A 20991-nucleotide genomic window follows, 5' to 3' on the forward strand; every position below is an offset into this window, starting at 1 on the left:
TTTTTTGTTATACCTAGAATAATTTTTTATGGTGGTAAGGAAAGATAGACGGTTTCCTCGCCTTTTGGACTAACACACTGCAAGCACTACATTGTTATCTCGCTTTGCTTAATTCGAACCTTGCTCGAAGTGCAAAGTATCCTGCATGTGAGTGCCATGTATTCATTGAGATGGGTGATACATGATTTCTAAGCCGGGGTTCTCCCGGCTTCAGGCTATTCAGGGAGGGCTACGGTGATACTCATCCTCTGGCGCGTTTATCACAACCTTGTCTTATTGTTTCAGCCACGGTGTTGCAGAGCTCCAAAAAATAATGTTCGCTCCCAGGTAGTTTTCAGCGAAATCAGCAAACTCCTCCTGAGTGAAGGGTTTCCTGGTTTTTGGGTTAATGTAGGTCAGAGTGGGTTCCTGGACCGCCATCGCGACCAAATCCAGCTTGCCTTTGTAACGGTTGAAAAAGGGATAGGCGTTTTTCATCTGTGCAGATTGATATGGCACGATATCGGGGCCACCCAGGCCGATCTTATTTTTTGACGCGAAATTAAATAGGCGGGACATGTATTGGTGATCATTATTCCATTCGCATGGCCAGAAGTTAACGTATTGCACCACGTAGGATTTTTTGAATACCTGGTGGGCAAATTTAATGTTATCAAGTTCAGCGGCAAAATAGTGGTCGCAACTAAAACCGGTTGTGTCGTGCTTCATGTCAATATCAATGGCGGTTTCTGGCAGATTAATGCCGGTAATACGGCCATCAAACTCTTTTGCTAATACAGAAAGGAGATTCTGATAGCGTTTGCGCAGATTGGTATTCCACTGAATAGCAACCCAGCCATAACCTTGCGCTTTACCTTCACCGGGATTATCAACCTGTGCAACTAAACCACCTTGATATTTCGAGCTTTGTTGAAGATAAAATGGGATATAGCGGGCATCTTTCTCAAAAAAGCGATCCTGAATCTGGATAAACAACTTCTTTTGGATCTTGCTAAGCAACATCAGATCTTTTTCGATCGCGGAAAAATCATATTTTCCCGGTGCACTCTCCAATTGTTTCCAGTTATAAACTATTTGTACGCCATTGATGTCCTGACGTTTCAGCAATTCATGTAGCTGGTTGAGGTTATCAGATGAAGTGTAAAGATAATTTTGTGGTTTTGCTGCTAATGCAGCAGTTGACAGTAAGCTAAAAATCAGGCTAGTGGAGATAAGTTGTCTTAGCATTTTTTTCCTATTCTTAATGCGGGGGTCTTATAGATGAGGTTATGGCTGTTTAACAAGGTGAATAGTTCCGTTTACTTATTGATTTGTTTAACATCGTAAAGTTATTTTATTCATTAATTGGTAATATCAGACTGACAACTTATCCCTTTACCAATTCTGGATTTTCTTTGAATATGGGTAATTCTTTTCTGCGTTTTAGTACTCATTGATTTATCTTTTTATAATTAAACCCTCATTAAGAAATTACTAAGAATATTCCTGAAAATGCCATTGATTATGAAGTTTATGGACGATGTTGTTTAAGTATCGTTTAGTTAAATATAGCGTAATTGAGATTGATTATCTTTTGTATTAAGGAGGGTGATATTCCAATTACTCGCTAAATGAACGAAAAGATGGTAATGATAGAATAAATAAATTTACTCTTTGAAATGGCGCGATGTAATGCAATAAATTGAAATATAATAAAAAATTATTTAATTATAGTCGGTGGAATAACAAGTCTTCATCATTGCATTTGTCATTTATTAAAATATAAAACGGAAAAATTGATACTGAAATAAAAAAGAATCAATGCAATATCTCCTGAAAATAAATTTTATATTGTCTGGTTTTTTTTGATATGTTATGTTTTTCGTATTCTTTATATTGATTTTTGTATACACCCGTTAAGAGAAAAACCTTATCCAGGAATAATTCATTCGGTTAACGCAATAGAAGGTAAGGAGTAGATAATGGATAAACCAATTGAAAAAGAAAATGAAATTTATCTTCATCCCGAATATGATGAATGTGGTCGTCCGTACTACAACGTACCTAATGCCAGAACGGAAGAAAACCTGATAGCAGTTTGTTTGAAATATGCGAGCAAAGTGATCCCGGTAATTTTCTTGCCGGGGGTAATGGGGAGCAATTTAAAATCGAAAGATGGTGTTCCAGTCTGGTTGGTAAATTCTCAGCTTGGTGTTGCAAGTTGGATAACAAAGAGCGCTTCTTATAGGAAAGGAGCGTTAGATCCTCAGAACACCGATATTTACGATTCGGGCGCAATAAATAATTACATCGCTGAAGGGAGGAAATTCCCTGATCGCCACCAACGTGGTTGGGGAGAGGTGGCATATCTGAGTTATGGTCATTGTCGCCCAAGGCTATCATCAGAGCTGATGCCCCCAGTGGGCCGATACCCGGCAGTGTCAGTAACCGGCCGATATCTTCTTGTTGCGCGTTCAGGTGGTCGAGGCGTTTATCCAGCACCTTCAGACGCTGCTGCTGTTCTTTGAGTTCAAACAAGAGTTCCTGAAACAGTTCACGGCTTATTGGCGTCAGGTCATTTTCCGCGTTTTCCAGATGCTCAGGCAAACATTGTTCAACCTTGTGGGCGCTTTCAGGCATGGCAATGCCATATTCTAAGCCCAATCCCCGTATTTGATTAATCAGCGCCGTTCTGTTTTTCATTAGCCGCTGGCGAACCCGATGCAAACACTGAATATCCTGTTGTTCCTGCGTTTTTTCCGGAACATAACGCATCCCCGGACGACTGTCTGCTGCCACAATAGCCACGGCATCATTTTTATCATTCTTGCTGCCCATTCTAAATGGGGTGACATATTGGGGGCTGATTTGTTTCACCTCATGACCAAATCGTTTAAATTGGCGACTCCAGTAATTTGCGCTGCCACACGCCTCCATCACGATTTTTGAAGGGGGTTGTTGCGCAATGAAAGCCATCAGTTTATCACGTGAGACCACAGTATTTTTAATCATTTTTCCAAGCGGGGATGCAATATGTAATTGAAACACCCGTTTTGCCAGATCAATTCCGATAACTTGTTCCATTGGACACCTCTTCATATTTTTGCTGATGTATTCAGCATGGCTCACTGAAGCCGTTTTGGGGAGGGTGTCCATTTCATTATTTCATAATTCTGCTACACACATCCATCTTCAACCTATTGTTATATATAGAATTATGAGTGGTATAAGATGTAGCGCTATTTTGGAATCTTATTTAGTCATTTTTCAATGAATGATATTACGAGTATTGAAGGTAAGTTACACGGAGTTTTAATCACATGGAAAGACAAGGATATTAGTTTTCAGTCAGCCTCCGGCCCAGTTATGGTCCATTGGGGAGGGAAATATAAACTTAATGATAATATTAGTGTTATGGATGTTGCCAATGGTGAATCGGGTAAAATCGGCATCAAAATTCCGTTTAATGAAATAAAAGAGGGAAAACCCATAATTATATCAGCAGGCGAATTAAGTGGATGCACAATGATCTATGCTGTTGATGAGAGTTATTTTTATGCTTATCATGCCAGGCAAAAAATGGGTGATGATAATTGGTTAACTAACCGTGAGGGAGTTGAGAGCATCTATAAATCTCATGTAGCTTTAACAAATAAAAAGTTAGTGGAGATAGAAAATATGCTGGCTAATACAGACAATGGAAAAGTTTTAGGAAGTAATCAATTGGTTGATATATTTTCTAGCTATGATAGCAGCATGGTTACCTATTTTGGAAAAGAGACTTCTGTCAGTGGAAATACCAGGATAACCTCCGCTAATGAAAAGGTTAATTTGTTTGATTATAATCAGATAAAAGACAGCTCTCGTAACCCAAGATTGAGACTGGCTTATGTTCTCATCACAAAAGATGCTGGTGTGATTAAAATAAAAGTTTATTCTGAAGATCTGTCATTTCCACCTAAAAAATAATTTAATAAACTAGCATGCAAGGAGTATATTCTAAACTCAACAACCACCGACTAAAGTCGGTGGTTGTTGAGTTTAATCATCAATGGCCCGCCTGAATCTCCACCGCCGACACCTCCATTTTGATTACCAGAACAAATATTTATTGCCGGATCGTAATTTGTATCAGGGTATCCCGGAGGAACTTCGATACATATCTTATCATCAAGGATATATTCATCGGTTTTCATTAATATATTCGGTGTTGATACACTTTCTGTTTTTCCAAAACCAATAACCGTTAATTCTGTATCAACTGGCAGATCAATAGTTTCATCTATTCCATTGAGTTTTGCAAAAGTATCACTGTTTGCATCTCGGTTGATCTTAATGAGCGCTATGTCATATTGCCCACGTTTTCGTGCCAACCATTTTGGATGAATAATAATTTTTTCAATATCAACTTTATCCTTATAAATTGGTGTAGGTTTATACCTTTCTAATCCTACATAGATTGTGGATTTTATATTATCATCTTCAACGCAGTGAGCTGCTGTTAAAACCCAACGTTTATTGATTAATATCGAGCCACAACGGTGACCTTCAATGTTTCCATCTTTTGTGTTAAGTGCTGAATAAAATGGAAATTCACCCGGTTCCGCAGGTTGACCATTTATTGTATCTAATTCTCTGGCGCTGTTTGCCATTAATGAATATGAGAGCGTGCCGATAAAAATCAGAGTAAAAAGCAATTTTTCTTTCATAATATAATCCTTGTATAATACGATGACAGAGATAAAACTCCATTGTATACTATATAAATATGGTCTGGCAGAATAACAATGATATGTATATTTATACCTCATTTATAATTAATGGATTTTTCTTATTTGAAATTAAGAAAAATAAACACTTATTATTAAGTAACTTGGTATTTTACAATACGGATAAGGTTTGTTTTTAACATGAGCTCAATTGAGGGATTATATTAGGGAAGGTCAGGGGGGGGGGTTATCTAGTACTACAGCCGTAGATACTAGAAAGTTGCATTTTCCTTGATGCTCACAACGCTGAGAAACCGCATGAATTAAGCTTTTCTATGCGTGTCTTTTCTGTTGAAAAAAGTAAGTACGGCTGTAGTACTAGAATCTTAGCTCCAGCTTTGAACCATATTGGTGGGAGGGGGAAAACATAGCCTATTTATTACTATGTTAGTGCCAGACTGGTAAAATCTTATATTTTTTCATATTATATCAGCCCACTCTGTTTTATATCATCGAAAGATATTTATATTATTAAGCACTAAAAAAGTAATGCTGTAACTATTTTTGAATTTAAATAAACATTACGGCTTTGAACAATAATGTTCGTTTTAAACCGTAATGGATTATTCGATGTTTTTAATTTTAAAACTGCCTTGGAAACTTATTTCAGATAAGAGATGTAATAAAAAACAGCACATAAAACCTGTAAAAAAATTAGGTGAATTTGAGTTTTATATCTATATTTAATGCCGCCATTCTAGATTGGGGTTTTGATAAATTGTTTTTTAATAAAATCAGATTAAAATAGTGAGGAATTGTAATATGACTCTTAAAGTCACGAATAATACGCTTAAAAAGATTGAGATTTCAATTAATTACTGGAGTACTGAAAGGGGTAAAGCAGATGACAAATATTATGTTGTAAATCCAGGGGAAACTACTGGTACTTGGAATCGCTTTGATTCACGCGGTTATGTAATGGCAATGAAAAAAGGTGACATAACATCATCATATGCTATTTCCAGTAACAGCCACATTGTTATTTATGATCTGTCGGTTACAAATAATAACTTACTGATTCTTCCTTTCATTATAACACTATGAATTAATCCTTGGTGAAATTAGATTAAAATATATTTATGTTATTACCATCGGTGACCGTCCAAATGGTCACCGAATTCAAAAATAAAACTACTCATTGCTAATAAAATATCGTCATTATTTATTCCTATAAAACCAGCTATTCAAATACTACACCGAAATAGCCGTTGGATTAACAATGCCATTGCTACGCTGCCGATCTTCCCTCATTATTCCTTCGACCTTGATGCTCTGTATGGTGTCGTCGATGGTCAGAAGTTCGGTGTCGAACGGTCAACAGTGAAAGCACGCTACTCTCGCAAATATTTCGGGCGAGGCAAGGGGTTTGTCGCCTCCACACGACTGTGTAACCCAGAACCGCTCGGCTACCTGATTGGCGTACAAGAGTACGAAGGGCACTACATGTTCGACATCTGGATACGGTATGGCACGGCCGCGAGGTTATGACATGTCCTGGAAGCACAATGACGATGGCGTCTGACCGGGAATTTTGACATAGCACCCTGGGAGCCGTGGTATGCAAAAATCATGGCACCTTTGTCCGGACAATATCACTGCCATATCACCCACTATTTTGAGGATGATTGTGACTTTTGTGGTTACGACAAGTACCGGAATGAAAACAGGTTCAGGTTTGCCTGAGCGTCTGATAATTCTACTGCCGGCGGATATTTTTCTCAGGAACACGTGTCTGTATTGATTAATCATAAAAAAGCGTTTATGGCTTTATTTAATGAAACGGCTCGTTATCGTCATCGCTACCGGGTATTTGGTGATTTTGTGCAGTGTGCGGCAATTAGTCTGCATAATGCTTTTTGCCCGGACAGTGAGCTGGAGCAACAGTATTTGCAAATCATAAAACATTATGAACCGGAAGAGGTGACCCGGCTGTCTCAACTGCTTGTGCATGTCATGAGGGTATTGGAACACGAACCTCACGATTTTCTCGGTGGTATTTTCATGGAGATGAATCTGGGCAACAAACACCTGAAGCCATTCTTCACACCCTGGCATATTAGCCGGGTGATGGCAAACACGGAATACCGTTATCGTCAGACAACCAGCCGATATTGCCGGCGTTATTGTCCTGAATGTGCTGGCCGCCGTTGGTGCGATTATCCGATTTCGGCACGGTTCTGACAGTACCGTCTGCAAAGACAAAAGTTAAAGAGGTGACATTGCCGCGTACGCAAGACAAGGTCCAGTCACCGGTAGCCGTACCAGAAACAATCGCACCTTCCACGTCAGGCAATTCAATGCCGTTGGCAGTCAGGTTATCTTTACCCATCAGTACCTTAAAAGGATATGGGTCAGTGACTTTGTCATTTACTGGCACCCGGCCTAATAATGCAGTCATCGCCTGGCTGCCGACCAGCGTCGTATTCTCGAGCAGGGTATAAATGGGACGGATAGTTTCGTTTGTATGACCATTAGTAATGGCTCGCTGATTTTTAGCCATACCGTCATATTCCACTTTCTGACGGCTCAATGCATTGTCCTCCAAAAATAACACTGGAAAACGGGGAGTCGCTGGCTGACCGCTCATTGCAGCTGGTGAGTCAGCCGAACACATCCTGTGGGGTAATCCAAACCAGCCTGTCCGCGTCTGAGGTCGTATCTTGGCCGGTATCGTTCAATCCTAATCCCAGCGGAATATCACGCTCAGACAAAGTGTGTTCCGTACTCATACCTTTATTACTTAACTGACGGGTCAGCTGATCAAGCCGGCTGAACAGCGTTTGCTGCTCCGTTTTCAATACCTGCTGTTGCTTTTTTTGCATGAGGATTTCCTTTTTACTTCATTAGCATTTTTGACCTCACCGGTTCTGGCAGAAAAGCACGCTCAGGCCGACCTTTCACCACCAAATAGACGGTAGTCGTGTCTTCTGGCGTGCCTGACGGTCCCAGCCAACGATGCTGAAAGGTCGCTGCTATGAATTGCCCCTGTAACCTGCGTGGATCAAGCACCACGTTCTTACGGTAGGTGTTACGTACTTTCAACGCCACCACAACGAGGTCATCCACACCCCAGCCCCCTAACGGGGAGACTATTACAGGCTCAGGGGGATACAATGTGGTCAATCGGGGCGACAGTGCCAATGATACAGGGTGAATGCAGGGAATAGCTTCTACTGTACGCAACGGCGCATACAGACTCTGCGCAGCGTAACGGGTCAGGACCACCGGCAGTGGAGCCGTGTAGGACAGTTTTTGACGCCGGGCGGCCTGACGTTCGCCGGCAGGAGAGGGAGATGTTGCTGACGTGTTATCCCCTTTGGCACCGTGGTAAACCTGATGGTTGTTCGTCAACGTAGTCACATAGGTAAAAAACGAAGAGTCTGAACCATGCTGTTACCTCTCTCGTTTAAAAAATAATGGAGGCGGACTTGCCCAACAGCCAGATAACGGCAACTAACAGCACCACCCCAACCACCACGATAGCGCGCCAAATTTAGTCCAAGATGCCCTGTCACTGAGAACTTCAGAAAAAGTATGAATTACCGCCGCTGCCACATTGATAAACGCAACCGCGGCAACAACCAGCCCTCCTATCACTTGGCGTACAGCACTTTATTGAGTTTAGTGCTTATAACACCAAATCCAGAATGATCACGCCACACAAGCCAATTACCCATGCGATAGTGGTTGGCACTGACCAGACAATCATCTGTTGTTTGACATCTTTAATTCCCATCATTCGATTAACTACCCAGAATAGGCTGTCATTAAAGTAACCGAAAAGCAGTGAGCCCATAGCTGCTGCTTGTGCGGCAACCAGCATATTGATCCCTGGAATCTGACTAATAATTGGGGCAGAAATAGAAGCGGCAGTAATCATTGCTACGGTGCCCGAGCCTTGAATTAAGCGAACCAGTGTTGCAATAATAAATGGGATTAACACAGGTATCAGAGGTAAGTTCGCTATGTGCTGTGCCAAAATAGTGCCGGTTCCACTTTCGCGCAATACCGCCCCTAATGCACCGCCAGCTCCCGTCACCAGCAAAATAATACCGGCAGTCTGCAAACTTTCTTCCAGACGATCCATCACTTCATGTTTATTAGCTTTTGGCATCAGGGTATAAACTGCCAGTAATACACTGATCGTCAGGGCAATAACTGGCGCACCAAGGAAATCAAATACCTGAAAATATAAGTTGTTTTCTTGCCCCAAAAAAGTTTTGGTGCGCAATAACAGCCCGTTTATGGCTTTAATGAAGATCAATGCGATAGGAACGATAATCGGCATTAGAGAGAGAAATAAACCAGGCAGGGGTTTATTCGCTTTTTCTTCCATATAGCACTGATGGATTTCTTTCAGGTTTTCAGTTTCATCAACTGGCTGAAATTCAGGATATTTTGCTGCTAACCATTTGGCATAAAACACGATGCCAATAACACAAGGAACTGCCAGAACCATACCGGCCAGCATCATAGCGCCGATATCTACGCCAAAGATAGCTGCAACACCCAGTGGTCCCGGTGTTGGCGGGACGGCACTGTGGGTAACAACCAATCCACCGGCCAATGCGACGCCAAGCGTCAGCAGATTGCGTTTGCCTTTTTTCGCCAGGGCCTTAGCCAGTGGATAGAGGATAACGAAAGCAGAATCGACAAAAATCGGAATGCTAACGATATAACCGGTAATCGCTAATGCCCACTCTTCGCGTTTTTTACCTAACCATTTGATAAAGCTATAGGCTATCTGTTCAGCTGCGCCGGAAACTTCCAACACCCGTCCCATCATGACCCCTAAACCGATAACAATACCAATACTGCCCAGTGTAGAGCCGAAGCCTTTAGTCATGATATCGACGGTATCCGCTGCGGTTAAACCCCCAGAGATCCCGGCGATCACCGCTGCAATCAACATTGCCAGTAGAGCATGAACTCGGGTACGCAGTACCAGAAAGATCAGGGTAAATACGGCTATACCCAAACCAATGACCGGAATGTAGAGTTCCATAATTAGCCTCCATTCTGGGGCAGGTTATTGGCGATAAAAGCCCGGATTGCATCATGGAAAGTGCCATCAGCATGGAAACCCAACGACAGCCCACGGCTGATATCAACGTTACCCGGCCAACTGGCGACAATGTGGTTAATGTTTTCGTCTGGTTCGACGCGGATCAGATCCACGGCTTTTTGCCCGGCAACGTCTGCCAGTGCGTCAATCATGCCCTGAACAGTGACACTGATACCAGGTAAATTAACTGTGCGGGAAAGGCCAAATTTCTCCGCCGGAATTTGAGCGGCATGAATAAAGTTGCGGATCACCGTTTCAGGGCTAGAAAGCCACAAAGTAAGATCGCGGGAAACCGGGCAGACGCTGTTTTCTCCGTGCAGAGGTTCACGGATGATACCACTGGCAAAAGAGGATGCGGCTTTGTTTGGTTTTCCGGGGCGAACACTGATTGTCGGCAGGCGGAGTACCCGGCCATCCACATACCCTTTGCGGGAATAATCGTTAATCAGCAATTCACACATGGCTTTCTGTGTGCCATAGGATGATTGAGGATTAACTGCACACTGATCGGTGATAGTCGCCGGTAGTTCTCCACCAAATACTGCAATGGAACTGGTGAAAATCAACTTCAATTTTGGATTTCTGGCCCGTGCCACATTCAATAAGTTCCGGGTAACATCAAAGTTAACTTGTAATCCCAGATCGAAATCATTTTCAGCATGGCTACTGACAATGGCGGCTAAATGAAATAATACCGTACTGTTTTCATCAATCAGTTTTTCCGCAGCATTTGCCTGAGTTAAATCCAGTGCCAGACACTGGACTCGGGGATCATCAACCGGTAAAACAGGGCGTTGAATATCGGTCAATATGAGTTGTTCGAAATTTAACTCTTGGCTGTTTTTTAGCAAAATATTAGCTAGTTGCTGACCCAGAAAACCTGCTCCACCAGTGATTATCACTTTCATTGTGCCTCTCCTGTTCAATAGCCTTGGGCTATTTGCTTGTAGGGTAGGAATTTTTATTTTATACGTTGACGGTATGCAATATCAGGTTGTGCTCCCGTAATTGTTGCTGCACTTTTGGCGGAAACCAAAACCCGGCGGTGGGTGGTTTCCAGCACTGCCTGTTTAATTAACACTTTTTCTTCATGTGGCGTGGAGACGCCATGTTCCAGATCCCGTGAACTGGTGCTAATAAAGGCGATATCCACATTCAGGCTGCGGTGCGGCCAACACAGGAATGATTTCTCTTATCGACTTGTCCTCCGGTATGGAACAGGTTCAACTGAGGTTTGTTCATCAAGTATTGGGTGATGGAAAAATCATTAGTGATGATGGTAAGGTTAAAATGTTCAGCCAATACTCTGGCAATCTCAAACGTAGTGGTACCGGCATCAAGGTAAACCACTTGTCCGTCTTCAACCATAGATACCGCATATTGACCAATTTCCCGTTTATGCCGGTGATGAAGCCCGGCTTTTTCATTCCAGGGCAGCTCCTGACGCAAAACATCACTGAGTTGTACACCGCCGCCGATACTGATAACTTTTTCTTCTTCTTCCAGAGTGCGAATATCCCGCCGTACCGTCATATGCGAGACACTCATCAGCTCAACCAGTGCATTGATAGAGATTGCCCGATATTCATGTACATAGCGATAAATAAAGTCTCTGCACTCTGATGGGAGCATATTTTCTCCTGGTTATTTCTGTGCTTTGATCAACCAACCCAAACCGTCTTCAGTGTGGCCGGCAGGGTGATATTCGCAACCCAGCCACCCTTGATAACCCATTTCATCCAGTTTATTAAACAGCCACGGGTAGTTTACCTCGCCACTATCGGGTTCATGACGCTCCGGTACAGAGGCAATTTGGATGTGGCTGAATTTTCCCCATAGGCGCTCAATGGTGCGCAGTAAATCTCCTTCCATGATCTGGCAATGATAAAGATCCAACTGAATAAAGACATTTTGGCGATCAATTTCTTTTAACAATATTTCAGCCTGATGCTGAGTTGTCAGAAAATAGCCCGGCATATCACGAATATTAATGGGTTCAATCAATATGTTAATGTTATGTTCTGCCATCACATCAGCGGAATATTGAATATTTCTGATGTAACATTTATGCTGTTGTTTCAGTGTGAATTGTTCATTCAGTTTTCCTGCCATAGCATGAATTTGCTTACAGTCCAGCGCTAACGCGTATTTCAAGGCAGTTTGCACACTTTCAGCAAATTCTTTTTCGCGTCCGGGAATAGAGGCTGTCCCTCTTTCACCTGCTGCCCAGTTTCCGGCGGGCATGTTGAACAAAACCTGTGTTAGTTGATGCTGTTTTAACCGGGTCGTAAGGTTTTCTGCCGCTGTTTCGTAAGGAAATAGATATTCAACGCCTTTAAATCCGGCTTTGGCGGCGCGGGCAAAACGTTCTGTAAAAGGCACGTCGTTGAACATCATGCTCAAGTTTGCCGCAAATTTAGCCATGATGAATTCCTTGTTGGTTTACTCAGTCTTTTGGGTAACGTGTTTTAAGTGCCTGTACTTGTTCTTCATTTAACGTAGTGAAACCGTGTGGTAATAATGTCAAATAGAGCCGTGCGGTATCTTCCAATTCTTCCGCGTTGAAAAAAGCTTGCCGTAAAGTTTCTCCGCCGACAACTGGTCCATGGTTCGATAGCAGAATTGCGTTATGTTTTGCGGCCAGTTTCGCAATTTCTTCACCGATTTGTTTATCTCCTGGTGGTAGATAACCAAGGGGAGTGTAGGTGTACCACCGCCTGACATTTGGGGCGATTGCGGTACATTGCCAGATGCATGGAAACTTCTTTTGTGGGTTTGTCACCGGATAGCCAGTGACCTTCTGCATCCAGCTTGCTCAGGCGATCAATTTGCAAGTCGCCAAAACTGGAGTTGGTCGGCGTAATGATGATCGTGCCATCTGTCAATTTAGCGCTGATATTCCTGCACCGCCACTACTATAACCCCGGTAAAACATTGAACGAGCCCACTCTACGAGTTCTGTCCGTAGTGCTTGTTCACACATGAAACATCTCCTGTGCGCGCAGGAAGAAATCAGTATCGCCGAAATTACCTGATTTTAATGCCAACCAGTAATTGTGTTGTAGATCGTGTACCCAAGGTACGCCGGGGGCAATAGGTGCGCCGATACTGAATTGTCGGATGTTCAGACTTTGTACTATTTTACCGGCAGTTTCGCCGCCTGCGACAATAAATGTATTGAACCCTTGTTGATGCAGGTTTTTTGCAACGTCGGAGAATGTGTTTTCTATTGCTTCACTGGCAATGGCTGCACCATATTGTTGTTGGATTTTCTGCAATGTTTCTGGGGGTTGAGTCGTGTATAACATTGGCGCCAGGCTGTTTTCAGATTGTTGAATAATCCACGTTACCAGTTGTTCGGCATACTGAGGATCATTGATGCATGAACCAATATTCAGGGCCTTGGCAGGAGCCAGTTTTTGATACTGAGCAACTTGTTGGTTAGTCATAGCGGAGCAACTGCCGGAAAAGATGACGGTGCGTCTATTCTGGGCTGGTGGTGTTGCGCCTTCCGGCTGGCGTGGTATCAATGGTTTTCCGGTATCTATGCTGGCAAGTGCAGCGCCGAGGCCAGAACCTCCGGTGACTAATTTCAGTTCTGAGGCCGCTCTGGCAGTAGGTAGCAGGTCATTCATGGTCATGGCATCTGTTACCGCGTAACGGATGCCTTGTTGTTGTAAATGATTTAGCCGATCGCGGATTGCCTGTTCCCCCTGGTGAATACATATCAGATCCACCAAACCCGCTTTTCCCTGGGCTTGTTGTTCTATCAGGCGTAGCAGATTGGCATCTGTCATGGGGGTTACGGGGTGGTGTTGCATACCACTTTCATTAAGTAGTTGACCGTTGACAAACAGATGCCCATGAATAACTGTCCGGCCATTAACAGGAAGGGCAGGGGAAATTAGCGTGATGTTTGTTTTTAATGCGTCCATCAGAGCATCAGTTACCGGCCCGATATTGCCTTTGCTGGTGGAGTCAAAAGTTGAGCAGTATTTGAAGAATATTTGCTGACAGCCTGCCCTCTGGTGTAACCAGCGACAGGATTTCAGCGCGCTGTTTACTGCCTCATCTACCGGGCAGGAGCGGCTTTTCAGGCTGATAATAATCGCATCAATATCTTGTGAAATAAAGGTATTTTCATCAGGTGTATCCAGCAACTGAATAACTCGCCAGCCGCTTTGCACCATAAAACCTGCGATATCGGTTGCGCCGGTAAAGTCATCAGCAATAACGCCCAATTTAATGGTCATTATTTTCTCTCCGGCAAAGTGAGTTTAAATCAAACCCATATGTAGGAATGCCTGCACGTATTAATGAACAGGCGATTCCCATTACTATAGCCCCAATCCTATAATTCTTATTTTTTGTGCTGACGGGTTCATGATGGTTCCCTAGTGTTGCTGTTATAATTTGTTATTCTTTATGATTATTTCACACGCTATTTCACAAATATACGACTGTTATCACATTCGAGCATCCTATGCGTGAAGTTGATTTTTCTTATAATTATTTGATTTGTAAAGTTTATGTTGGATTGTTGTGAAATGTTAACTTTCACATAAAGGTGTGATGAGAGATATGACTAGATACATTTAAGGTCGGGTAAGCAAATTTCGCTTAGTGCTTTGTTTGGATATTCAGGAATAACAACTTGTTTTTTATGGTGGTGGGGGAAGGATTCGAACCTTCGAAGTCTGTGACGGCAGATTTACAGTCTGCTCCCTTTGGCCGCTCGGGAACCCCACCAGATTTTGAAAAGTATCATTATTGCTTACAGCGAGCGGAATCATATCAAATGAACCGCTGCTGTAAAGTCTATATTTGAAAATAAGTTACCGCATGCTGTTTTTTTGCTCCGAGCGAGTCAGTTGTGAGCAATAAGCAAGGGATTTTATGCGGCTAAAGAATGACTGTACGGTTTCCATAAACAAAAACCCGTTGAGCAAGAACCCAATATAAAGCGTGGCTCAGTACATTTTTTTCAACATCCCGGCCTGCTCTCATCATATCTTCAGCTGTGTATGTATGGTCTATGTTAATGACATTCTGGGTAATAATTGGACCTTCATCCAGATTATCATTCACATAGTGAGCTGTCGCTCCTATGATTTTTACTCCTCTTTCATACGCCTGATGATAAGGGCGCGCTCCGATAAATGCAGGTAAAAAGGAGTGGTGAATATTAATAATCTGATTTGGGTAATGCTGGACAAATTCCGGTGTCAGGACACGCATGTATTTGGCGAGTACTACGTAATCAGGTTTGTACTGGTCGATTTGGGCAATCAGTTTTTCATCGTGTTGCTCACGGGTTAAACCTTCATGGCTGATTAAATGGAAAGGAATACCAAATTGTTCAACTAATGATTGTAATGTTGCGTGGTTGCCGATAACCGCAGCGATTTCAACATCAAGCCCATCGTAAGCGCTTTTCATGAGTAAATCCCCAAGGCAATGCGCTTCTTTTGTCACCATAATAACAATACGCCGCCGCCCCGCACTATTTAATTCCCGTTGAGAACCCACTGGCAGCGCGTCATCTAAGTCAGCAAGAAATGTTTCATCGTTGAAAATTCCTTCAAGCTCAGTACGCATGAAAAAACGGCCGGTACGATGATCGACGAATTCATTATTCTGAACGATATTCAGTTGGTGCTTGTAGCAGATATTAGTAATTTTGGCGATTAATCCTTTTGCATCAGGGCAAATAGTGCGCAGAATTTTCTTTTGTACATGTTGGTGTTGCATGAATGGGGTGATCCTTAAATCTTTTTCACTTTTTTCTGTGGTGTTTAACCACAACATTTTTTGTATTTTTTACCTGAACCACATGGACAGGGGCTATTACGCCCAGTCTGAGGTTTAATGCCGTCAATATAATACCAACGCCGGTCTATACGAAGAAAACGTGAGCGCTCATGAATAAGTTGTTTATCCTGGGCTTTCTGATCAAGAAAGCAAGTCGAAAATTCAACATAGGCTTCGTTATCGCTTGTACCTTTTTCAGTTGCGATAACATTTAATCCGAGCCATTGGGTAGCAATGAAACTCTGTTCTATATCTGAACGCCACTTTTCTGCCTGGCAGTCAGGATGCCAACTGGTAATAAGGTAATCAGCATTATGTTTTACATAGGCACTGTATCTGGAACGCATCAATGATTCGGCGTTTGGGGCAAGTTTTGTGTTTTTGAGATAGGGAGAACAGCAATCCGCAAAATCCATTCCACTGCCGCAAGGGCATAATTCTGTCAAAATAACTCCAATTGTAAAGGGTGAAATACCATTTTATGCGTTTTCTATTGCAAAGAAACGTAAGAGAACAAATGATAGTCACTTTATTGAACTAATATGATTGATAGTACCTAAGAACAGGTGAAAGTCGCAATATTAAGCTAAGGGAGCGCATTTATGGAAAAAGCATTAGCAGGCAAACAGATTCTGATTGTAGAGGATGAACCTGTTTTCAGTTCTTTGCTGGCTGGGTATTTGCGAACGTTGGGTGCTAAGGTATTGGTCGCATCTAATGGTGCTATTGCACTACAGGTGTTGGGACGTGAAGCACATATTGAACTCATTTTATGTGATTTAGATATGCCGGTTATGAATGGCATTGAATTTGTTGCGAAATTGACTAATAAGGGCATTAATATTCCCGTTATCATTATTTCAGCAACTAATAAGATGGCAGAAGTTGATGAAGTGCTTCGTTTAGGCGCAAAAGATGTTTTATTAAAACCTGTTGCAGATCTAAATGAGATAAAAAAAACAGTGCTGGCCTATTTACATCCAACTGTTTTTATGTCTGGTGCAATTGAACAGAATAACTTGAATAAAGATTGGTTAACACTGAAACATAATTCAGATGAAGCATTAAATATGCTTAAGCAATTACAACCCCCGGTTTCTCAGGTGATTGCTCACTGTAAAGTCAATTACCGAAAATTAAATATGATTGATAAACCAGGGTTAATTCTCGATATGGCGGCGTTATCCGACAATGAATTAGCTTTTTATTGTCTGGATATCAGCCGTTCAACAGAGTATGGTGTGATTTCAGCATTATTACTCAGAGTTGCATTTAACAGTTTGTTGCAAGAGCATATCACTCATCATTCCCGGCGTTTACCCAGTATGGCTGGTATTCTAAACAGGATTAATAACTTGTTGGGAAATGCAGGGTTACAAGGGCAATTTCCATTACTGCTCGGATATTATCATACAATCAATAAAACGGTTCTGCTGACTTCTGCGGGGTTACATGCCAGTATTAAGTCGGGTAACCGCCAAATCCAATTAGATAGTGGTGTTCCTCTTGGGACGTTGAGAACAATTTGTTCGAACCAGGTTTGTTCTCATAGTGCTGAATGGCAATGTCGGATTTGGAATACAGATAGTCAAATAAAATTGATGCTTTCTTCAATGTATTCCGGATGAATATTACCAAGGTGGGATTTTGTTTAAAGCAGATATTAAACATCAAGTCACGGTGATGTAATTAAACAGGATGGCGCTGTCTATCGGATAGAATTAGCTGGTATACTCAGTTCATTACGCTTGGAATCTACCAGGCTATTTTATTTGTCGCTCTTTAGTGCAAAGAGAAAATTTAGCGCGACGCAGATAAAAGCGATAACTTTTGAGTGTACTATTAATGTGATCAGAAGGGCGGGCAAAGCGATGTGTTCTATGTATGCGTCGGTTTTTGTATGCTGTCCGCACTCTCGATTTATTGACAAGAGTGGTCTGTAATTAATAATGACGCTTTATTGGAATAGGTTCTTAAAGAGCCAGCACTGATTTTGAGTTGAAGACGGATTTGTTTCAGCCAAAAAACATCAGGAGAAAAGATTAATGCCATCAGTAAGTAAAATAGTAAAGAAAGCTGTTATTCCCGTCGCGGGATTGGGAACAAGGATGTTACCCGCTACGAAAGCAATTCCTAAAGAGATGCTGCCCTTAGTGGATAAACCTCTTATTCAGTATGTTGTTAATGAATGTATTGCCGCTGGCATTAATGAAATTATCTTGGTGACTCATTCATCAAAAAATTCAATTGAAAACCATTTCGATACCAGTTTTGAACTGGAGGCTATCCTTGAGCAAAGGGTGAAACGTCAGCTACTGGATGAAGTTCAATCTATTTGTCCAAATCATGTCACTATTATGCAAACTCGCCAGGGAATTGCTAAAGGGTTAGGCCATGCGGTGTTATGTGCCAAGCCCTTAATTGGTGATGAGCCTTTTGCGGTGATACTTCCTGACGTTATTCTTGATGAATACAGTACAGACTTGACTCAATATAATCTGAGCGAAATGTTAATTCGTTATAATGAAACGGGGGCCAGCCAGATATTAGTAGAACCTGTACCCCATGAAGATGTTTCCAGTTATGGTATTGTCGATTGTCAGGGAGAAAATCTGCAACCCGGTGACAGCAAACCTATCAGGCGTGTGGTCGAAAAACCTGAACCAAAAGAAGCGCCGTCAAACCTTTCTATTGTTGGCCGTTATGTGTTGTCTGAAAAAATTTGGCCGTTATTGGCAAAAACAGCGCCAGGTGCTGGAGATGAAATTCAACTTACCGATGCTATTGCCATGTTAATGGAAAATGAATCCGTGGAAGCTTATCACTTGCGGGGGGTAAGTCATGATTGTGGCAATAAGCTCGGTTATATGCAGGCGTTTGTCCAATATGGTATGAAACACCATGCTTTAGGCAAAGAGTTTACTGATTGGTTAGTGGCTTTGCAGGATCAAACTAAAGAATAATTTTGTGAAAATTTTTAGGTATTAATATGAAAGTTACGGTATTTGGTATTGGCTATGTTGGCTTGGTTCAGGCTACGGTTTTAGCAGAGGTAGGGCATGATGTCCTTTGCATTGATGTAGATGAAAATAAAGTTGAAAATCTGAAAAATGGTCAAGTCCCCATTTTTGAGCCTGGTTTAGCGCCACTGGTTAAGAAGAATTATGAAGAAGGTCGCCTGAATTTCAGCACTGATGCAAAGGCCGGTGTTGCTCACGGTAAATTACAGTTTATTGCGGTAGGTACGCCTCCTGATGAAGATGGTTCAGCGGATTTGAAGTATGTTTCCGCCGTTGCCCGTACTATTGCTGAATACATGGATAGCTATAAAGTTATTATTGATAAATCTACGGTTCCTGTTGGTACAGCAGCTAAAGTTAATGCGGTTGTCAATGAGACTCTGTGTAAACGCAATATTGATATCCCATTTGATGTGGTTTCTAACCCGGAGTTTCTCAAAGAGGGGGCCGCTGTTGCAGATTGTATGCGCCCTGAACGGATTATTATTGGGTGTGACAACGACAGAGTCATTGATTTGATGCGTGAGTTGTACGAGCCATTTAACCGTAATCATGATCGTATGATTGTGATGGATATCCGCAGCGCAGAGCTGACGAAATATGCCGCGAACTGTATGTTGGCAACAAAAATCAGTTTCATGAATGAGATCGCGAATTTAGCTGAAATGCTGGGAGCAGATATTGAGCATGTGCGTCAGGGAATTGGTTCTGATTCTCGTATTGGCTATCATTTTATCTATCCGGGTTGTGGTTATGGTGGCTCATGTTTTCCGAAAGATGTGCAGGCGTTAATTCGTACCGCAGAGCAAATTGGCTATCAACCCAAGATTCTTCATGCTGTAGAACAAGTGAATGAACTGCAAAAGAGTAAATTACCTTCTTTTGTCAAACGCCATTTTGGGGAGGATTTATCCGGCAAGACGTTTGCTGTCTGGGGATTATCGTTCAAACCGAATACCGATGATATGCGTGAAGCGTCGAGCCGTGTTTTGATGGAAACATTGTGGCAGGCAGGAGCTAAAATACAGGCTTACGATCCTGAGGCTATGCAGGAAGCACAACGTATTTATGGTCAGCGTGATGATTTATCATTGATGGGCACTAAGGAAGCTGCGCTGAAGGGGGCGGATGCCCTGATTATCTGTACTGAATGGAAAAATTTCCGTGCGCCAGATTTTGATGTTATCAAAGAGTCTCTCAAGACGTCGGTTATCTTTGACGGGCGGAATCTCTATGATCCTGAACGCCTGCAATCCCGTGGTTTTACTTATTATGGGATTGGTCGAGGCGCATCCATTAACCCGGTTATCTGAGTAATACGATGAAATTCTTAGTGACAGGTGCTGCTGGTTTTATTGGTTTTCATGTGAGCCAGCGATTATTGAAAATGGGGTATGAGGTTGTAGGTATTGACAACCTTAATGACTATTATGATGTGAGTCTCAAACAAGCACGGTTAGATCTATTATTTGATAAGCCGGGTTTTAAATTTGAAAAGTTGGATTTAGCTGACAGAATAGCCATTTTAGACCTTTTTGTGCGACATCAATTCCAGCGGGTGATCCATTTGGGGGCTCAGGCTGGTGTTCGCTATTCGTTGCAAAATCCAATGGCTTACATTGATTCGAATATAGTCGGGCATATCAATATTCTGGAGGGTTGTCGCTGTAATAATGTTGAGCATTTATTATATTCTTCTTCCAGCTCTGTTTATGGGTTAAATAGAAAGCAACCGTTTTCGACAAACGATTCAGTTGATCACCCAATTTCACTATATGCGGCAACTAAAAAATCAGATGAATTAATGTCTCATAGTTACTCTCATCTTTATCAGTTGCCAACGACAGGCTTGCGATTTTTCACCGTATATGGCCCGTGGGGACGTCCTGATATGGCTTTATTTAAGTTCACTAAAGCTATGTTATTAGGGCTGCCTATTGATGTTTATAACCACGGTAACATGGTTAGAGATTTTACTTATATAGATGATATCGTCGAATCAATAATCAGGTTGCAAGACATCATTCCTGCATCAAATGAGAGCTGGATGGTTGAGGATGGGCAAATATCTGCCAGTTCTGCTCCTTACTGTATTTATAATATTGGTAATGGTCAACCAACTAGACTAGGTGATTTTATTGAGGCGATAGAAGAATCATTAGGCATCCAGGCCAAGAAAAATTTTATGCCCCTGCAAGATGGTGATGTTCTATCGACTTGTGCTGATTCAAGTGACCTTTTTCAAAAAATAGGATTCGCCCCCAATACGCCGCTAAAGCATGGCGTGAAGCAGTTTGTCGAGTGGTATTTGAATTTCTATCATCAATCCAAATAAGAAAAAGGAGCC

The 20991-nt window shown here is 42.1% G+C and carries 17 protein-coding genes, 1 tRNA gene and 6 pseudogenes; 8 read left to right on the top strand and 16 right to left on the bottom strand.

Features of this window, described 5'->3' with window-relative positions; translation table 11 throughout:
* Positions 1-273: 273 nt before the first annotated feature.
* Together C5470_RS03585 and C5470_RS03590 are read right to left on the bottom strand one after the other, a co-directional pair.
* Entirely contained in the window at positions 274-1227 is a 954-nt protein-coding gene (locus tag C5470_RS03585; protein ID WP_166286017.1) for a hypothetical protein, read from the bottom strand.
* Between the two features lie 816 nt (positions 1228-2043).
* Positions 2044-3063 carry an IS110 family RNA-guided transposase gene (locus tag C5470_RS03590; protein ID WP_242687799.1) on the bottom strand — a complete coding sequence of 340 codons (1020 nt, stop codon included), beginning with the start codon at positions 3061-3063 and terminating at the stop codon, positions 2044-2046.
* Positions 3064-3249: 186 nt separating this feature from the next.
* On the opposite strand from C5470_RS03590, the gene C5470_RS03595 reads away from it, so the two are divergent.
* Positions 3250-3948 (top strand): cytotoxic necrotizing factor Rho-activating domain-containing protein, encoded by a 699-nt coding sequence (locus C5470_RS03595; protein WP_166286019.1) that lies wholly within the window; start codon positions 3250-3252, stop codon positions 3946-3948.
* A gap of 50 nt (positions 3949-3998) precedes the next feature.
* Here the strand turns inward: C5470_RS03595 and C5470_RS03600 are convergent, their stop codons facing one another.
* Positions 3999-4688, bottom strand: a complete 690-nt coding sequence (locus C5470_RS03600; RefSeq protein WP_166286021.1) for a S1 family peptidase — start codon at positions 4686-4688, stop codon at positions 3999-4001.
* 822 nt (positions 4689-5510) lie between these two features.
* Between C5470_RS03600 and C5470_RS03605 the strand changes: the two genes are divergently transcribed.
* From C5470_RS03605 to C5470_RS23365, 3 genes and pseudogenes are all read left to right on the top strand, one after another.
* Positions 5511-5792 carry a hypothetical protein gene (locus C5470_RS03605; RefSeq protein ID WP_166286024.1) on the top strand — a complete coding sequence of 94 codons (282 nt, stop codon included), beginning with the start codon at positions 5511-5513 and terminating at the stop codon, positions 5790-5792.
* A 168-nt stretch (positions 5793-5960) separates the two neighbouring features.
* A pseudogene (locus tag C5470_RS03610) lies at positions 5961-6212 on the top strand (Tn3 family transposase); the annotation flags it as partial.
* Positions 6208-6416: pseudogene (locus tag C5470_RS23365) on the top strand (DUF1281 family ferredoxin-like fold protein); the annotation flags it as partial. The pseudogenes C5470_RS03610 and C5470_RS23365, both read left to right, overlap by 5 nt.
* A 388-nt stretch (positions 6417-6804) precedes the next feature.
* Here the strand turns inward: C5470_RS23365 and C5470_RS03625 are convergent.
* The 13 genes and pseudogenes from C5470_RS03625 to C5470_RS03680 form a co-directional block, all read right to left on the bottom strand.
* Positions 6805-7335 carry a TIGR03752 family integrating conjugative element protein gene (locus tag C5470_RS03625; RefSeq protein ID WP_242687801.1) on the bottom strand — a complete coding sequence of 177 codons (531 nt, stop codon included), beginning with the start codon at positions 7333-7335 and terminating at the stop codon, positions 6805-6807.
* Between the two features lie 13 nt (positions 7336-7348).
* Positions 7349-7570 carry a hypothetical protein gene (locus tag C5470_RS22650; RefSeq protein WP_242687802.1) on the bottom strand — a complete coding sequence of 74 codons (222 nt, stop codon included), beginning with the start codon at positions 7568-7570 and terminating at the stop codon, positions 7349-7351.
* 13 nt (positions 7571-7583) lie between these two features.
* A pseudogene (locus C5470_RS03630) lies at positions 7584-8069 on the bottom strand (TIGR03749 family integrating conjugative element protein); the annotation flags it as partial.
* Positions 8070-8154: 85 nt separating this feature from the next.
* Positions 8155-8345 (bottom strand): annotated as a pseudogene (locus C5470_RS03635) (TIGR03745 family integrating conjugative element membrane protein); the annotation flags it as partial.
* 31 nt (positions 8346-8376) lie between these two features.
* Complete coding sequence (locus C5470_RS03640; RefSeq protein ID WP_166286026.1) at positions 8377-9753, bottom strand: GntP family permease; 1377 nt, start codon at positions 9751-9753, stop codon at positions 8377-8379.
* Positions 9754-9755: 2 nt separating this feature from the next.
* Positions 9756-10721, bottom strand: coding sequence for a D-erythronate dehydrogenase (gene denD / locus C5470_RS03645; protein WP_166286028.1), 966 nt, complete (start codon positions 10719-10721; stop codon positions 9756-9758).
* A gap of 110 nt (positions 10722-10831) precedes the next feature.
* Positions 10832-11445 (bottom strand): annotated as a pseudogene (locus tag C5470_RS03650) (DeoR/GlpR family DNA-binding transcription regulator); the annotation flags it as partial.
* Positions 11446-11457: 12 nt separating this feature from the next.
* Positions 11458-12237, bottom strand: a complete 780-nt coding sequence (otnI, locus tag C5470_RS03655) for a 2-oxo-tetronate isomerase (protein WP_166286030.1) — start codon at positions 12235-12237, stop codon at positions 11458-11460.
* A 22-nt stretch (positions 12238-12259) separates the two neighbouring features.
* Positions 12260-12796 (bottom strand): annotated as a pseudogene (locus C5470_RS03660) (class II aldolase/adducin family protein).
* Positions 12789-14066: a 3-oxo-tetronate kinase gene (otnK, locus tag C5470_RS03665; protein ID WP_166286032.1), complete on the bottom strand. Its 1278-nt coding sequence runs from the start codon at positions 14064-14066 to the stop codon at positions 12789-12791. Before otnK ends, C5470_RS03660 begins: the two are co-directional and overlap by 8 nt.
* Before the next feature lie 411 nt (positions 14067-14477).
* Positions 14478-14562: transfer RNA gene (locus C5470_RS03670), tRNA-Tyr, on the bottom strand.
* A 153-nt stretch (positions 14563-14715) separates the two neighbouring features.
* The gene (gene purU, locus C5470_RS03675) at positions 14716-15564 is read right to left on the bottom strand and encodes a formyltetrahydrofolate deformylase (RefSeq protein ID WP_166286034.1); all 849 of its coding nucleotides are present in this window, start codon (positions 15562-15564) and stop codon (positions 14716-14718) included.
* A gap of 44 nt (positions 15565-15608) precedes the next feature.
* Positions 15609-16070 carry a YchJ family protein gene (locus tag C5470_RS03680; protein WP_166286036.1) on the bottom strand — a complete coding sequence of 154 codons (462 nt, stop codon included), beginning with the start codon at positions 16068-16070 and terminating at the stop codon, positions 15609-15611.
* A 156-nt stretch (positions 16071-16226) separates the two neighbouring features.
* On the opposite strand from C5470_RS03680, the gene rssB reads away from it, so the two are divergent.
* The 4 genes from rssB (at position 16227) to C5470_RS03700 (ending at position 20979) form a co-directional block, all read left to right on the top strand.
* Positions 16227-17252 (top strand): two-component system response regulator RssB, encoded by a 1026-nt coding sequence (gene rssB, locus C5470_RS03685; RefSeq protein ID WP_166286038.1) that lies wholly within the window; start codon positions 16227-16229, stop codon positions 17250-17252.
* Positions 17253-17669: 417 nt separating this feature from the next.
* Positions 17670-18587: a UTP--glucose-1-phosphate uridylyltransferase GalU gene (galU, locus tag C5470_RS03690; protein ID WP_166286040.1), complete on the top strand. Its 918-nt coding sequence runs from the start codon at positions 17670-17672 to the stop codon at positions 18585-18587.
* A gap of 26 nt (positions 18588-18613) precedes the next feature.
* Positions 18614-19957 (top strand): UDP-glucose dehydrogenase family protein, encoded by a 1344-nt coding sequence (locus tag C5470_RS03695; RefSeq protein ID WP_166286042.1) that lies wholly within the window; start codon positions 18614-18616, stop codon positions 19955-19957.
* 8 nt (positions 19958-19965) lie between these two features.
* Positions 19966-20979, top strand: coding sequence for an NAD-dependent epimerase (locus tag C5470_RS03700; protein WP_166286044.1), 1014 nt, complete (start codon positions 19966-19968; stop codon positions 20977-20979).
* Positions 20980-20991 lie beyond the last annotated feature (12 nt).

Source organism: Photorhabdus stackebrandtii, from assembly GCF_011189495.1.
Lineage (GTDB): Bacteria > Pseudomonadota > Gammaproteobacteria > Enterobacterales > Enterobacteriaceae > Photorhabdus > Photorhabdus khanii.